The sequence below is a fragment of the Oerskovia rustica genome (assembly GCF_014836555.1).
Classification (GTDB): domain Bacteria; phylum Actinomycetota; class Actinomycetes; order Actinomycetales; family Cellulomonadaceae; genus Oerskovia; species Oerskovia rustica.
Genome location: NZ_JACSQQ010000032.1, coordinates 27,829 through 42,064, shown reverse-complemented (window position 1 = coordinate 42,064; position 14,236 = coordinate 27,829). Strand labels below are relative to the sequence as shown.

At 72.5% G+C, this 14,236-nt stretch carries 11 protein-coding genes; 7 read left to right on the top strand and 4 right to left on the bottom strand.

Features of this window, described 5'->3' with window-relative positions; genetic code table 11:
• Positions 1–107: 107 nt before the first annotated feature.
• The 5 genes from secD to H9652_RS15865 all read left to right on the top strand — a co-directional run bounded on the left by secD (position 108) and on the right by H9652_RS15865 (position 7,237).
• A complete protein-coding gene (gene secD, locus H9652_RS15885) occupies positions 108–1,868 on the top strand; it encodes a protein translocase subunit SecD (protein ID WP_318244211.1) in 1,761 nt (586 codons plus the stop codon).
• Positions 1,868–2,986, top strand: a complete 1,119-nt coding sequence (secF, locus tag H9652_RS15880) for a protein translocase subunit SecF (RefSeq protein ID WP_191797190.1) — start codon at positions 1,868–1,870, stop codon at positions 2,984–2,986. The genes secD and secF overlap by 1 nt, the downstream gene beginning before the upstream one ends.
• Before the next feature lie 6 nt (positions 2,987–2,992).
• Entirely contained in the window at positions 2,993–3,565 is a 573-nt protein-coding gene (locus H9652_RS15875; protein WP_030151412.1) for an adenine phosphoribosyltransferase, read from the top strand.
• A gap of 56 nt (positions 3,566–3,621) precedes the next feature.
• Positions 3,622–5,937 carry a RelA/SpoT family protein gene (locus H9652_RS15870; RefSeq protein ID WP_138824363.1) on the top strand — a complete coding sequence of 772 codons (2,316 nt, stop codon included), beginning with the start codon at positions 3,622–3,624 and terminating at the stop codon, positions 5,935–5,937.
• Positions 5,938–6,121: 184 nt separating this feature from the next.
• The gene (locus H9652_RS15865; RefSeq protein WP_191797188.1) at positions 6,122–7,237 is read left to right on the top strand and encodes an ATP-dependent DNA ligase; all 1,116 of its coding nucleotides are present in this window, start codon (positions 6,122–6,124) and stop codon (positions 7,235–7,237) included.
• 97 nt (positions 7,238–7,334) lie between these two features.
• Here H9652_RS15865 and ligD read toward each other — a convergent pair whose 3' ends face one another.
• From ligD to H9652_RS15845, 4 genes are all read right to left on the bottom strand, one after another.
• Positions 7,335–8,426, bottom strand: coding sequence for a non-homologous end-joining DNA ligase (gene ligD, locus H9652_RS15860; protein WP_191797186.1), 1,092 nt, complete (start codon positions 8,424–8,426; stop codon positions 7,335–7,337).
• Between the two features lie 4 nt (positions 8,427–8,430).
• A complete protein-coding gene (locus tag H9652_RS15855; protein ID WP_191797184.1) occupies positions 8,431–9,108 on the bottom strand; it encodes a hypothetical protein in 678 nt (225 codons plus the stop codon).
• Between the two features lie 106 nt (positions 9,109–9,214).
• Positions 9,215–10,948, bottom strand: coding sequence for a DUF349 domain-containing protein (locus H9652_RS15850; protein WP_191797182.1), 1,734 nt, complete (start codon positions 10,946–10,948; stop codon positions 9,215–9,217).
• Positions 10,945–11,652: a peptidylprolyl isomerase gene (locus H9652_RS15845; protein ID WP_191797180.1), complete on the bottom strand. Its 708-nt coding sequence runs from the start codon at positions 11,650–11,652 to the stop codon at positions 10,945–10,947. The genes H9652_RS15850 and H9652_RS15845 overlap by 4 nt, the downstream gene beginning before the upstream one ends.
• A gap of 188 nt (positions 11,653–11,840) precedes the next feature.
• Between H9652_RS15845 and H9652_RS15840 the strand changes: the two genes are divergently transcribed.
• Positions 11,841–12,668 carry an MBL fold metallo-hydrolase gene (locus tag H9652_RS15840; RefSeq protein WP_191797178.1) on the top strand — a complete coding sequence of 276 codons (828 nt, stop codon included), beginning with the start codon at positions 11,841–11,843 and terminating at the stop codon, positions 12,666–12,668.
• Positions 12,669–12,773: 105 nt separating this feature from the next.
• Positions 12,774–14,177 carry a histidine--tRNA ligase gene (gene hisS, locus H9652_RS15835; RefSeq protein WP_191797176.1) on the top strand — a complete coding sequence of 468 codons (1,404 nt, stop codon included), beginning with the start codon at positions 12,774–12,776 and terminating at the stop codon, positions 14,175–14,177.
• The last annotated feature ends 59 nt before the right edge of the window (positions 14,178–14,236 follow it).

The following is a 14,236-nucleotide window of genomic DNA, read 5'->3' as shown; positions in this document are numbered from 1 at the left end:
GGCGCCCCCCCCCTCGACCCGCGCCATCTCGCGATGTCGCGCGCACGAGAAGAGACGGATAGTTGGCCACCTCCAACACACGACGCGCCAGGCCCGTACGCACCCTGGTGACCCTCGCTGTACTGATCCTCGCGTTGTTCGCGTCGATCTTCGCCGGCACCAAGTGGTCGGACGCGAGCACCACGCCAGGACTCGCCCTCGACCTGGAGGGCGGCACGCAGATCATCCTGACGCCGATCGCCTCCGAGGGTGAGGTCACCGACGAGACGATCCAGCAGGCGATCAACGTGATCCGCCAGCGCGTCGACTCCTCGGGAGTGACCGAGGCCGAGATCACGAGCCAGGGCAAGAACATCGTCGTCGGGCTGCCCGGCACCCCGAGCGACGAGACGCTCGACCTCGTGCGCAAGTCCGCGCAGATGCGGTTCCGCCCGGTCCTGACCGTCGGTGCCCCCACCCCGGTGGAGTCCGAGACCCCGGCCGAGGCTCCCGCGGAGCCCGAGACGCCCGTCGTCCCGGCCAACCCGAGCGACCTCGCCCAGATCACCCCCGCGGTCCAGGCCGAGTTCGACGCGCTCGACTGCACCGACCCCAAGAACCTCACGGGCGGGCTGGGTGACGAGCCCGACGCGCCCCTGGTCACGTGCGCCGACGACGGCAGCGCGAAGTACATCCTGGGGCCGGTCGAGATCGAGGGCACCGAGATCTCCAACGCCAGCTCGGGCATGGGCACCACGCCCCAGGGCGTGAGCACCGGCCAGTGGGTCGTCAACCTCGAGTTCAACAACGAGGGCACCGAGGCCTTCAAGGACACGACGACGCGCCTGGTCTCGCTGCCCTCCCCGCAGAACGCGTTCGCGCTCGTCCTCGACGGGCTCGTCATCTCCGCCCCCACCGCGAACGACGTCATCACGGACGGCAAGGCCGAGATCTCGGGCAGCTTCAACCGTGAGAGCGCCGCACTGCTCGCCAACCAGCTCAACTTCGGCTCGCTTCCGCTGACCTTCGAGGTCCAGAGCGAGCAGCAGATCTCCGCGACCCTCGGCAGCGAGCAGCTCGAGAAGGGCCTCATCGCCGGTGCGATCGGCCTCCTGCTGGTCGTCATCTACTCGCTCTTCCAGTACCGGGCCCTGGGCCTGGTCACCGTCGCCTCGCTCGGCATCGCCGCAGTGCTCACCTTCGGGGTGATCCTGCTGCTGTCGTGGACGATCGGGTACCGGCTCTCGCTGCCCGGCGTCGCCGGCATCATCGTCGCCATCGGCATCACCGCGGACTCGTTCATCGTCTACTTCGAACGCATCCGCGACGAGCTGCGTGACGGCCGCACCCTGAACTCGGCCGTCGAGAAGGGCTGGGACCGCGCACGCCGCACCATCCTGGCCTCCGACGCGGTCAACTTCCTCGCCGCGGTCGTGCTGTACTTCCTGGCCGTGGGCGGCGTCCGCGGCTTCGCGTTCACGCTCGGACTGACGACCCTGATCGACCTGATCGTGGTCTTCATGTTCACCCACCCGGTCATGCAGCTCCTCGCGAGGACCAAGTTCTTCGCCAACGGGCACCCCGCCTCAGGTCTGGACCCGCGCCGCCTCGGCGCGACCACCCGCTACGCGGGACGGGGCCGCGTCAGCCGTTCCGGTGCCACCGCCGACCAGGACGCGCCGACTGTCGACGCACCGGTCGACGAGCCCTTCGACCGCCCCGCGCGCGAGAAGGTCGGCGCAGGCGCCAGCCTCGGTGCCGCGTCGGCAGGCGAGGGCTCGCGCATGACGATCGCCGAGCGCCGGGCCGCGGCCCGCCGTGCGGCCGAGTCCGACGCCACCACCACCGGCTCCTCGACCGAGGGCGACAAGAACGAGGAGAACCTCTGATGGCGCAGGGATTCGCCCAGTGGGGCAACGACCTCTACACGGGACGCAAGTCCTACCAGATCGTCGGCAACCGCCGCCGCTTCTACATCGTCGCGATCGTCATGGTCGTCCTGTCGTTCGGCGTCCTGCTCACCAAGGGGTTCAACCTCGGGATCGACTTCCGCGGCGGCTCCGAGTTCGTCGTCTCGAACGTCACCGAGACGGACCAGCAGCCGGCCATCGACGCCGTGGCCGAGGTCGCCCCGGCCGAGGTCCCGCGCGTCACGACCGTCGGCGGCGCCGCGATCCGCGTCCAGACCGACCGCCTGACCGCCGACGAGGTCACCGAGGTACGGGACGCGCTCGCAGGCGCCTACTCCGTGACCGAGGACGACGTCACGACCGCGTTCATCGGCCCGAGCTGGGGCAAGGACGTCTCGCAGAAGGCCATCACGGGCCTCATCGTCTTCCTCGCCCTCGTCGGCCTCGTCATGACGATCTACTTCCGCAACTGGCGCATGGCCGCCGCGGCGCTCATCGCGCTCTTCCACGACCTCATCATCACGGTCGGGATCTACGCGGCGATCGGCTGGGAGGTCACCCCGGCGACCGTGATCGGCTTCCTGACGATCCTCGGGTACTCGATCTACGACACCGTCGTGGTCTTCGACAAGGTCCGTGAGAACACGCACGGCATCCTCGACCAGACCCGCAGCACCTACGCCGAGCGCGCGAACCTCGCGGTCAACCAGACCCTGGTCCGCTCGATCAACACCTCGGTCGTGGCCCTGCTGCCCGTGAGCGCGATCCTGTTCATCGGCGCGTTCCTCCTCGGAGCCGGCACGCTGCGCGACATCTCCCTCGCGCTGTTCGTCGGCATGGCCGTCGGCGCCTACTCCTCGATCTTCCTGGCCACGCCCCTGGAGGTCACGCTGCGCGAGCGCGAGCCCGCCATCAAGGAGCACACCAAGAAGGTCCTCGAGAAGCGTGCGGCCCTCGCCGCGCAGGCCGCGGAGTCGACGGGCGGCGCGACGGACGACGCCGCCCTGGCCGCCGCCGGGGTCCAGGGCGCCGGCCAGCTCCAGCCCGGCTCCCACCAGGGCGTCAAGGCGCAGCCGCGACGCAAGCGGGGGCACTGACCCCTCATGAGCACCAGCAGCATCCTTCCCGTCGGCCTGACGGGCCTGGGGGACGAACGCGCGGCCGAGGTCCTCGGACTGATCCGCGACGTCCCGGACTACCCCCAGCCCGGTGTCACGTTCCGTGACATCACCGGCCTGCTCGCCGACGGCAGGGCGCTCGGCGACGTGGTCGACTCCCTCGCGGCCTTCGCCGCGGGGGGCGTCGACCTCGTCGCCGGTCTGGAGGCCCGTGGCTTCCTGATCGGCGCCCCGCTCGCGACCCGCCTCGGCGTCGGCTTCCTGCCGTTGCGCAAGGCGGGCAAGCTCCCGCCGCCCACCGAGACCGTGACCTACGACCTCGAGTACGGCACCGCCTCGATCGAGCTGCGCACCGGGACGCTCGCCCCCGGGGCGCGGGTCCTCGTGGTCGACGACGTGCTCGCCACGGGCGGGACGGCCTCGGCCGGTGCGGAGCTCGTGGAGCGCTGCGGCGGCGTCGTCGTCGGCCTCGCCTTCCTGCTCGAGCTCGACGGGCTGGGGGGCCGCGAACGGCTCGCGGGCCGCCAGGTCGACACGCTCCTGCGCGTGGAGTCGTAGGATTGCCACTCCGACGGACGTCGAGATTCTCCGGCGATCAGGGTGAGGAGGCACGCATGAGCGAAGAGACACGGACCGGTCGGTCCACGAGCGACAGCGGGCAGTCCTCGGCAGCACGGGTACGGTCGCGCTTGGTGCGGTTCGGGGTCCGGGGGAGCCAGGGAGGCATCCCTGCGCTCGAGCCCGTGCTCCAGGCGGTGCGGACCAACCACCCCAAGTCCGACCTGTCGGTCATCGAGCGCGCCTACGCGACCGCGGAGAAGGCCCACCGCGGTCAGATGCGCAAGAGCGGTGACCCGTACATCACGCACCCCGTGGCCGTCGCGACGATCCTCGCCGACCTCGGCTTCGACGGCGCGACGCTCGCCGCCGCCCTGCTCCACGACACGGTCGAGGACACCGAGTACTCGCTCGACCACCTCACCGAGGAGTACGGCGAGGAGATCGCCATGCTCGTCGACGGCGTCACCAAGCTCGACAAGGTGACGTACGGCGACGCGGCGCAGGCCGAGACGGTCCGCAAGATGGTCGTGGCCATGGCCCGCGACATCCGCGTCCTGGTGATCAAGCTCGCCGACCGGCTGCACAACGCCCGGACGTGGAAGTTCGTCCCGTCGTCCTCGGCCGAGCGCAAGGCCCGCGAGACGCTCGAGATCTACGCGCCCCTCGCGCACCGCCTGGGCATGAACACGATCAAGTGGGAGCTCGAGGACCTGTCGTTCGCGACGCTCTACCCCAAGGTGTACGAGGAGATCGTGCACCTGGTCGCCGAGCGCGCGCCGGCCCGCGAGGAGTACCTCGCCGTGGTCCGCGAGCAGGTGACCGCGGACCTGCGCACCGCGAAGATCAAGGCGACCGTGACCGGGCGCCCCAAGCACTACTACTCGATCTACCAGAAGATGATCGTGCGCGGGCACGACTTCGCGGAGATCTACGACCTGGTCGGCGCACGCGTCCTCGTGGACACCGTGCGCGACTGCTACGCGGCGCTCGGAGCGCTGCACGCGCGATGGAACCCCGTCCCCGGGCGGTTCAAGGACTACATCGCGATGCCCAAGTTCAACATGTACCAGTCGCTGCACACCACGGTCATCGGCCCCGGCGGCAAGCCCGTCGAGATCCAGATCCGCACGCACGACATGCACCGCCGCGCCGAGTACGGGGTCGCGGCGCACTGGAAGTACAAGGAGGTCGCCAAGTCGAGCGGCGCTCCGGACACCGCGTCGACCGACATGCAGTGGCTGCGCCAGCTCGTCGACTGGCAGCGCGAGACCGCGGACCCCTCGGAGTTCCTCGACTCGCTGCGCTTCGAGATCGGCGGCGCGGAGGTCTACGTCTTCACGCCCAAGGGCGACGTCATCGCGCTGCCCGCGGGCTCAACGCCCGTCGACTTCTCCTACGCGGTGCACACCGAGGTCGGCCACCGCACCATGGGTGCGCGCGTCAACGGGCGTCTCGTCCCGCTCGACTCCAAGCTGGAGAACGGCGACGTCGTCGACGTCCTGACGTCCAAGTCGGAGACCGCGGGCCCCAGCCGCGACTGGCTCGCCTTCGTCAGCAGCCCGCGCGCCCGCAACAAGATCCGCCAGTGGTTCTCCAAGGAGCGCCGCGAGGAGGCCGTCGAGCACGGCAAGACCGCGATCGCGAAGGCCATGCGCAAGCAGAACCTGCCGATCCAGCGCCTGCTCAGCCACGAGTCCCTCGTGGGTCTCGCGAACGAGATGCGCTACCCCGACGTCTCGGCGCTCTACGCGGCGATCGGCGAGGGCCAGGTCTCGGCCGCGAGCGTCGTGCAGAAGCTCGTGCACGCCCTCGGCGGCGAGGACGGCGCGTCGGAGGACCTGGCGGAGATCACGCGCCCCGGGCACACGGCCCGCCGCCCCCGCACGGGCGACCCGGGCGTGGTCGTCAAGGGCGTCGACGACATCTGGGTCAAGCTCGCCAAGTGCTGCACCCCGGTGCCGGGCGACGAGATCATCGGCTTCATCACGCGCGGGCAGGGCGTCAGCGTCCACCGCGCGGACTGCGCCAACGTCGTGGGGCTGCGCAACCAGCCCGAACGCATCGTCGACGTCGACTGGACCACGGGCAGCAACGCGCTGTTCCTGGTGCAGATCCAGGTCGAGGCGCTCGACCGTGCTCGCCTGCTCTCGGACGTGACGCGGGTCCTGTCGGACCACCACGTCAACATCCTCTCGGCGACGGTCTCGACCTCGAACGACCGGGTCGCGATGTCCCGCTTCGTGTTCGAGATGGCCGAGCCGGGCCACCTGGCCACGGTCCTGTCCGCGGTGCGCAAGGTCGACGGCGTGTTCGACGTCTACCGCATCACGGGCTCCAAGGCCGAGGAGAGGCCCCCGCTCCCGGCCTGACCCGGCGTCCCCGAGCGGAGTGCACGGCCCGACGGCGTCGCTCGCCGGGGTGCCCGTCGCCCGGGGCACGTACCGCCCGGGCGAGCGAGGCTGACCAGGCCGAGCGACGTCGTCGGGCATCAGGCGCGAGCCGGGACTGCTTGCTCGACAGGTGCCCGCACGCCCCCGGTGGCAGCATCGGGGGATGGACCTGCCCGTGCTGCCGCCCACGCTGCCCATGCTCGCGAAGTCCGTCTCGGGCGTCCCGGACCCCGCCGCGGTCGAGGGCGGCCTGGTGTTCGAGCCCAAGTGGGACGGCTTCCGGGCGATCGTCTACCGGGACGGCGACGAGGTGCGTCTCGACAGCCGCAGCGCCAAGCCCATGGAGCGGTACTTCCCGGACGTCGTGGCGGCCGTGCTCGACGCCCTGCCCGAGCGGTGCGTGGTCGACGGGGAGATCGTGCTCGCGCAAGGGGGGCGGCTCGACTTCGAGGCGCTCCAGCAGCGCATCCACCCCGCGGCCTCGCGCGTCGCGCGCCTGGCCGAGGAGACCCCGGCGAGCCTCGTGGTGTTCGACCTGCTGGCCCTGGGCGACGACGACGTCACGGCCGAGCCCCTGAGCCGCCGCCAGGAGCTGCTCGAGGGCCTGGGGCTCGACGGTCCGCACGTGCACCTGACCCCGCGCACGACCGACCGAGCGGTGGCAGAGGAGTGGTTCGCCGTGTTCGAGGGGGCGGGCCTCGACGGGGTCGTCGCCAAGTCTCTCGCGGCCCCCTACCAGCCGAACAAGCGCGTCATGCTCAAGGTCAAGCACGAGCGCACGGCCGACGTCGTGCTCGCGGGGTACCGGCTGCACAAGACGTCGACCCCCGAGGAGCCGCTCCTGGGCTCGCTGCTCCTGGGGCTGTACGACGACGAGGGGGCGCTGCAGTTCGTCGGGGTCGCGGCGTCGTTCCCGCGGGCGCGCCGGGCCGAGCTCGTCGCCGAGCTGGCCCCGCTCGTGCTCGCCCCGGACAGCCCGGACAGCCGCGACGCAGGCGAGCACCCCTGGGCCGGGTGGGAGAGCCCCGGCACGGGCCGCATGCCCGGTGCCCAGTCGCGCTGGAGCGGCACGAAGGACCTGTCGTTCGTGCCGCTGCGGATCGAGAAGGTGCTCGAGGTCGCGTACGACCACATGGAGGGCAGCCGGTTCCGGCACACCGTCCAGCTGCGGCGCTGGCGCACCGACCGTGAACCGTCCTCGTGCACGTACGACCAGCTCGAGGAGCCCGTGAGCTATCGCCTCGACGAGCTGCTGCCGGGGGCGCCGGGAGTGGCATGAGCGGGCGCCCGGGCTCACCTGCCCGCAGCGACGGGGCTGTGCGTGCCGCAGGAGGCGCTCCAGGCCTCCTTCTCGGCGCGAGCGGGGCGGACAGGGGTCAGGCGCCCTGGGTGTCCTCGTCGTGCCGTGAGGCGTCCTTGCTGGGCTGCACGCGCTTGGGCTCTCCTGGCATCTTGGGGTGCTCGGGCGGGTAGGGCAGGTCGCCCAGGCCGTGGTCGCGCTCGTCGCGCGCCGCGAGCTCGAGGGTCTGCTCGAGCGAGAACCGTGGCTCGGGGGCCGCCGCGTCGAGGCGCGCGTGCAGGTCGCCCACCTCCGCGAAGCGCGCGGGCATGGTCAGCACGTCGAAGTCGTCCGGCCCGACGTCGGGCACCTCCTCCCAGCGCAGCGGCGCCGAGACCGTGGCCCGGGCGTTGGAACGGATCGAGTACGCCGAGGCGATCGTGCGGTCGCGCGCCATCTGGTTGTAGTCGACGAAGATCTTGACCCCGCGCTCCTCCTTCCACCACTTCGTCGTGACCTGGTCGGGCAGGCGGCGTTCGAGCTCGCGCCCGATCGCGATCGTCGCCCGGCGCGCCTGCACGAAGCTCCACCGCGGCTCGACCGGGACGAACACGTGCAGCCCGCGGCCGCCCGACGTCTTGGGAAAGCCCTCCAGCCCGAGCTCGCCCAGCAGCTCGCGCAGGTGCGGGGCGACGCGCGCGGCGTCGGAATAGTCGGTGCCGGGCTGCGGGTCCAGGTCGATGCGGAGCTGGTCGGGGGACTCCACGTCCGCGCCCGTCACGGGCCAGGGGTGGAAGGTCAGGGTGCCGAGGTTGGCCGCCCACAGCACGACGGCGAGCTCGGTGGGGCGCACCTCGTCGGCCGTGCGGCCGCTCGGGAACGCGATCCGGGCCGTCTCGACGTAGTCCGGGGCTCCCTGGGGGATGCGCTTCTGGTAGAACGCGTCGCCGCTGTTGTCGGTGCGGGTGCTCAGCCGTGCGCCCTCGAAGACTCCCTTGGGCCAGCGTTCGAGCGTCGTGGGACGATCGCGCAGCGCCGCGAGGATGCCCGGCCCGACCGACTGGAAGTATGTGACGACGTCGAGCTTGGTCAGCCCGCGGCCGGGGAAGACGACACGGTCGGGGCTCGTGACGCGCACGGTGCGCCCGTCGACGTCGAGCTCGACCGCCGGAGTCGTGGAACGAGGCATCCCCTCACGGTAGACGCGGGGCCGTCCCGGCGCCCGCCGGCAGTCCGTCGGCCCGCGGTGGGGATGCGACCGACAGGTCCGTGAGCAGCGCCCGGGCCCCCGGTCGCCCTGTGCGGCGGTGGCGCAGGTCGAGGACCCGCAGGGCCGCGCCGACGTCCAGACCGGCCAGCTCCACCAGTGCTCGCAGGACGGGGACCGCGAGCCGAGGGTCCGTCAGGCATGCGACGTCCACCGCGGTCCGCTCGACGCTCGTCACGAGGACCGTGCCGAGCTCGACCGTCTCGGGGCGCAGCAGGGCGCTCTGGCGCGCGACCCGGCCGTGGTGCGGCGGCGGACGGTGGACGCCGAGCGGGTGGACGACCTCGACCACGGCGTCGTCCGGGACCCCGCAGTGGACCCACGCGGCGCTCGTCCCGCCGACCACGGTGCGCGGGGGCACGAGAGGAGCCAGGGAGAGGGCGCGGACGGCGGCGGTGACCTCCGTCGTCGGGCGGACCGCGGCGTCACCCCGGACCCGGACGAGCGCCCCGCACCGGACCAGGTCCGTCCAGGCGACGCGGCCGCCCACGTGCTCCGGGCGGACCAGGAGCGGGGCGTCCTCGACCGGGACGTCCATGGCGACATCCGCGGGCGTGCGCGCGCGGGCCGGGGGAGCGGCAGGGAGCGAGAGCAGCGTGGTCACGGCCCCCAGCCTGACGCTCGGGCCGTGCATGCGCGAGGGGCCCGCGCGAGCCTGTGGACAAGGCGTTCGTCCACAGGCCCGCTCGGGCCCCTCGCGCGGTGCGGGATCAGCCGCGTGAGTCCTCGGCAGCCTTGACGACCTGCTCGAGCCACGCACGACGAGCCGTGATCGCCGACTCGATCTCGGCGACCTTGCGCTTGTCGCCCTTGGCCGTCGCAGCAGCCAGGTCCTCCTCGAGGCCCGCGATCGCGGACTCGAGCTGGGCGGCAGCCCCCTCGGCGCGGGCGCGCGTCTCCGGGTTCGAGCGCGACCACTGCGACTGCTCGGCGTCACGGACAGCGGTCTCGACCGCACGCAGGCGGGCCTCGACGCGCTGGACGTCGGCACGCGGCACCTTGCCCGCGTCCTCCCACTTCTCCTGGATGTCGCGCAGCGCGACCTTGGCCTGAGCCAGGTCCGTCACCGGCACGAGCTTCTCGGCCTGCTCCAGCAGCGCCTCCTTGACCACGAGGTTCTGTGCGTACTCGGCGTCCGTAGCGGCGTTGAGCTCGTCACGGGCCTGGAAGAACGCGTCCTGGGCCGCACGGAAACGCGCCCACAGGGCATCGTCGTCGCGACGGTTGGCGCGCCCCGCGGCCTTCCACTCGGTCATGAGGTCGCGGAAGGCACCCGCCGTCGCGCCCCAGTCCGTGCTGTTCTGCAGGGCCTCGGCACGCTGGACCAGCTTCTCCTTGACCTCCTTGGCCGAGGAGTTGCGCTGCTCGAGCTCGGCGAAGTAGTGCCGGCGCTCGCGGTCGAAGGCCGTCCGGGCGTGGCTGAAGCGCTTCCAGAGCGCCTCCTCGCTCGTCCGGTCGATCCTCGGCCCGTTGCGCTGGGCGTCCTTCCACTGGTCGAGGAGCTTGCGCAGCTCCTCGCCCGCCGGGCGCCACTGGATGCGCGACGGGTCGGTCGAGGCGATCTTCTCGGCAGCCTCGATGATCTCGGTGCGTGCCGCGAGCGCCGCCTCCTTGGCCGCGTTGCGCTCTGCCTCGAGCTCGGCGCGGCGCGAGGCCGCGACGGTGCGCAGGGACTCGACGTGCGCGCGCAGGCCGTCGAGGTCGCCCACGGCGGACGGCTCGGCGGTCTCCTCGGTGAGCTTGGCGAGGGTCGAGTCGATCTCCTTGACGGACAGGTCCGTGCCGGTCAGGCGCGCCTCGAAGAGGGCGACCTTGGCCTGGAGGTCGAGGTAGCGACGCACGTACAGCGCGAGCGCCTCCTCGGGGGTGACGCCGGGGAACTGCCCGACGCTGCGCTCGCCCGCGGCCTCGGTCACGTAGACCGTGCCGTCCTCGTCGACGCGGCCGAAGCCCGCGGCGGCCTTGGCGGCCGCGCTGTCGTCGGGGATGACGGCCGCGGCGGCGGCCGGGGCGATGGTCGCCGCAGCCGCGGCGGCGGGGGTCGGGGTCCCCGGCCTGGGGGGACGCGGGACCGGGATTGCGCTCGGCTTGGGGGCCGCCGAGGGCCTGGGTACGGCGGCCGGCTGGGGTGCCGGTGCGGCCTCGGCCGGGGCCTCGTCCTGGGCGGTCTCGGTCTCGGTCACCTCCTCGGGCGCTGCGGTCTCGGCCTCGGCCTCGGCCTCGGCCGGGGCGTCGGGCGTCTCGGCAGGAGTCTCGTCCGTGACGGGCGCGGCGTCCTCGTCGCTCGCTGCGGCGGGCGCGTCCGTCGTGGCCTCGGGCGCGTCGGTCGCGGGCGCGGCCTCGGTCGGTTCAGCGACCGCCGGCACCTCGACCTGCTCCGTCGCGGGGGCCTCCTCGGATGCCTGCGCCGGAGAGTTCGCGTGGTTCTCGGTGCTCTCGCTCACTGGGTCTCAACTCCTTCGATGGTGACCGGGGTCGCGGGGGAGCCGTTGCCGGTCCCGTCCGCTGTGCCCGCGTCAGCGACTGCTCGGACGACGTCCAAGCCGGATGTGATCTTGCCGAAGACGGTGTAACCGCCCGTGGTGGTCGGCAAGGTGGTGTCCTCGTAGACGAGGAAGAACTGGCTGCCCATGGTGTCGGTACCGGCCTCGGTCCGTGCCATGGCGATGGTGCCCGCCGGGTAGAGGCCGTCCTCGGGGGCGTTCTCGACGGGCCCGAAGTCGTAGCCGGGCCCCCCGGTGCCGGTGCCGGTGGGGTCACCGCACTGCAGGATGAAGATGCCCTCGGTCGTGAGGCGGTGGCAGTCGGTCCCGTCGAAGTACTCGTCGCGGGCGAGCGAGACGAAGTTCGCGACGGCCTGCGGGGCGGCCTGCCCGTCGAGCGTGAAGGCGACGTCGCCCGCGCTGGTCCGTAGCTCGCCGGTCCACGCGCGGTCCTGGGCGGCCGAGGGCGGGGCGAGCGTGTACGTCTTGTCGGGGGTGTTGGCGTTGATGGCGAGCACGGTCACGCCGGCGACGACCGCGACGCCGGAGACCGCCCCGGCGATCGTCCACGCCCGACGACGGCGGGCGCGAGCATCCGTCTGGCGCTGGGTCCACTTCTGCTCACGCAGGCGGGCACGCTCGCGTTCGCGCTTGCTCGTTGACACCCCAACTCCTTCGTCTCACGCCACGGGCAGGTCCGCGTGCCGGCGCGAAGGCGCGTACTTGCACGGGTGATCCACGGTTTCAGAGGACAGTCTAGGCATCGGGAGCGGTCCGGCGCGGTGACTTTCCGCCTTTCAGGTCACGGTCCGGTATCAGGTGTCCTGTTTGTGAGGTCGGTACTGTCCTTGCCATGGACATCTTCCTCGTGGTCGCCCCCGTGTTCGGGACCAACTGCACGATCGTCGCGCCCGGGTCGCGGGACGCCGTGCCCGACGGCGTCCCGCGCCCGTGCGTGATCGTCGACGCGGGGGCAGGGGTCGTCCCGGGCGTCACGGCGCTCGTGCGCGAGCACGGGCTGTCTCCGACCGCGGTCCTCGCGACGCACGGGCACGCCGACCACACGTGGGACGCCGCGGAGCTCTGCGACCTCTACGGGGTGCCGCTGTGGATCCATGCGGCCGACGCCTACCGGCTCCCTGACCCGCTGGGCACGATCGAGCACGGGACCTCGGCGGACGGACCTCTCACGAGCGGGCCGCTGGCCGCCGCGCTCGCGGCAGGCGGCGCCCGGATCGAGGACTACCGGGAACCGGGCGAGGTGCGGACGTTCGGCTCGGGCGGTGGGTCCGGCGCCTGGGGGGCGCCCGGTCCCGACGGCGGGTCGGTGGCCGACCCGCGCGTCCGGCTCGACCTGGGCGGCGTCCTGGTCGACGCGCTGCACGCGCCGGGCCACACCCAGGGGTCCACGCTCTACCTCCCGGTCGCCGCGGGGGACGAGGACGGCGGCGGCGGCGCGGGCGACGGCCAGGCGGCCGGGGTCGTGCTCGCCGGGGACGTCCTGTTCGCAGGGTCCGTGGGACGGACCGACCTGCCCGGCGGAGACGGCGAGACGATGCAGCGAACCCTGCGCGACGTCGTCGGGCACCTCGACGAGGCCCTCCAGGTGGTCCCCGGCCACGGCCCCCTCACCACGGTCGGCCGCGAGCGCCGCACCAACCCGTACCTGCGCGGACTGTGAACCGGCGCGTCCCGGACGGTCCGGCCGGGACGCGCGGGGCCGGGACCGTCCGTCGTCGCGGGTGGATTGCTCGTTCGGTTCGCGAGTCTGGAAGGATCGGGTCCCATGGCCCGACCTACACCTCTCTCCGGTTTCCCTGAATGGCTCCCTGCTGGACGCGTCGTGGAGCAGCACGTGCTCGACACGCTGCGTCGCACGTTCGAGCTCCACGGGTTCGCGGGGATCGAGACGCGGGCCGTCGAGCCCCTGGACCAGCTGCTGCGCAAGGGTGAGACCTCCAAGGAGGTGTACGTGCTGCGCCGCCTCCAGGAGGAGGCCGACCTGGTCGATGGAGCCGCGGGGGACCGGGGCGGCAAGGGTGACAAGCAGCTCGGCCTGCACTTCGACCTGACCGTGCCTTTCGCGCGGTACGTGCTGGAGAACGCCGGGCACCTGGCGTTCCCGTTCAAGCGGCACCAGATCCAGAAGGTGTGGCGCGGCGAGCGCCCGCAGGACGGGCGTTTCCGCGAGTTCGTGCAGGCGGACATCGACGTGGTGGGTGCGGGCGAGCTGCCCTACCACTTCGAGGTCGAGCTGCCGCTGGTCATGGCCGAGGCGTTGGGCGAGCTGCGCTCGATCGGCGTGCCTGAGGTCCGCATCCTGGTGAACAACCGCAAGGTCGCCGAGGGCTTCTACCGCGGGCTGGGCCTGGACGACGTCGAGGGCGTGCTGCGCAGCATCGACAAGCTGGACAAGATCGGGCCGGACAAGGTCGCGGCGCTGCTGGTCGCCGAGACCGGCGCGACGCCCGAGCAGGCGGCGGCGTGCCTGGCGCTCGCGGCGGTCTCCGGCTCGGACGCGACCGTCGCGGAGCGGGTGCGGGCGCTCGCGGCCGAGCACGGCGTGACGTCGGAGCTCCTCGAGGAGGGGCTGCTGGAGCTGTCGGCGCTGATCGACGCGGCGGCCGTGCGCGCGCCGGGCGTCGTGGTCGCGGACCTGAAGATCGCGCGTGGCCTGGACTACTACACGGGCTCGGTCTACGAGACCGTGCTGGTGGGGCACGAGCAGCTCGGGTCGATCTGCTCGGGCGGGCGCTACGACACCCTGGCCTCCGACGGCGCGAACACCTATCCGGGCGTGGGGCTCTCGATCGGGGTCTCGCGCCTCGTCTCGCGGCTGCTGAGCGCGGGCCTGGTCCGTTCGACGCGGTCGGTGCCCAGCGCGGTGGTGGTCGCGGTGACGAGCGAGGAGACGCGGCCTGCGTCGGACGCGGTCGCGGTCGCGCTGCGCTCGCGCGGCATCCCGGTCGAGGTTGCACCGAGCGCGGCGAAGTTCGGCAAGCAGATCAAGTTCGCGGACCGCCGCGGCATCCCGTTCGTGTGGTTCCCTGCGGGGATCGGCGCAGACGGCGAGGTCGTGCCGCACCAGGTCAAGGACATCCGCTCGGGCGAGCAGGTCGCTGCGGACCCGGCGGTGTGGGCGCCGTCCGTGCAGGACCTGTGGCCGCGCGTGGTGCCGGCGGGGGAGTGAGCCCGCTGCGCGGGCGCTGACCCGGACGTGGGGGGGGGGGGGGGGGGGGGGGGGGGGGG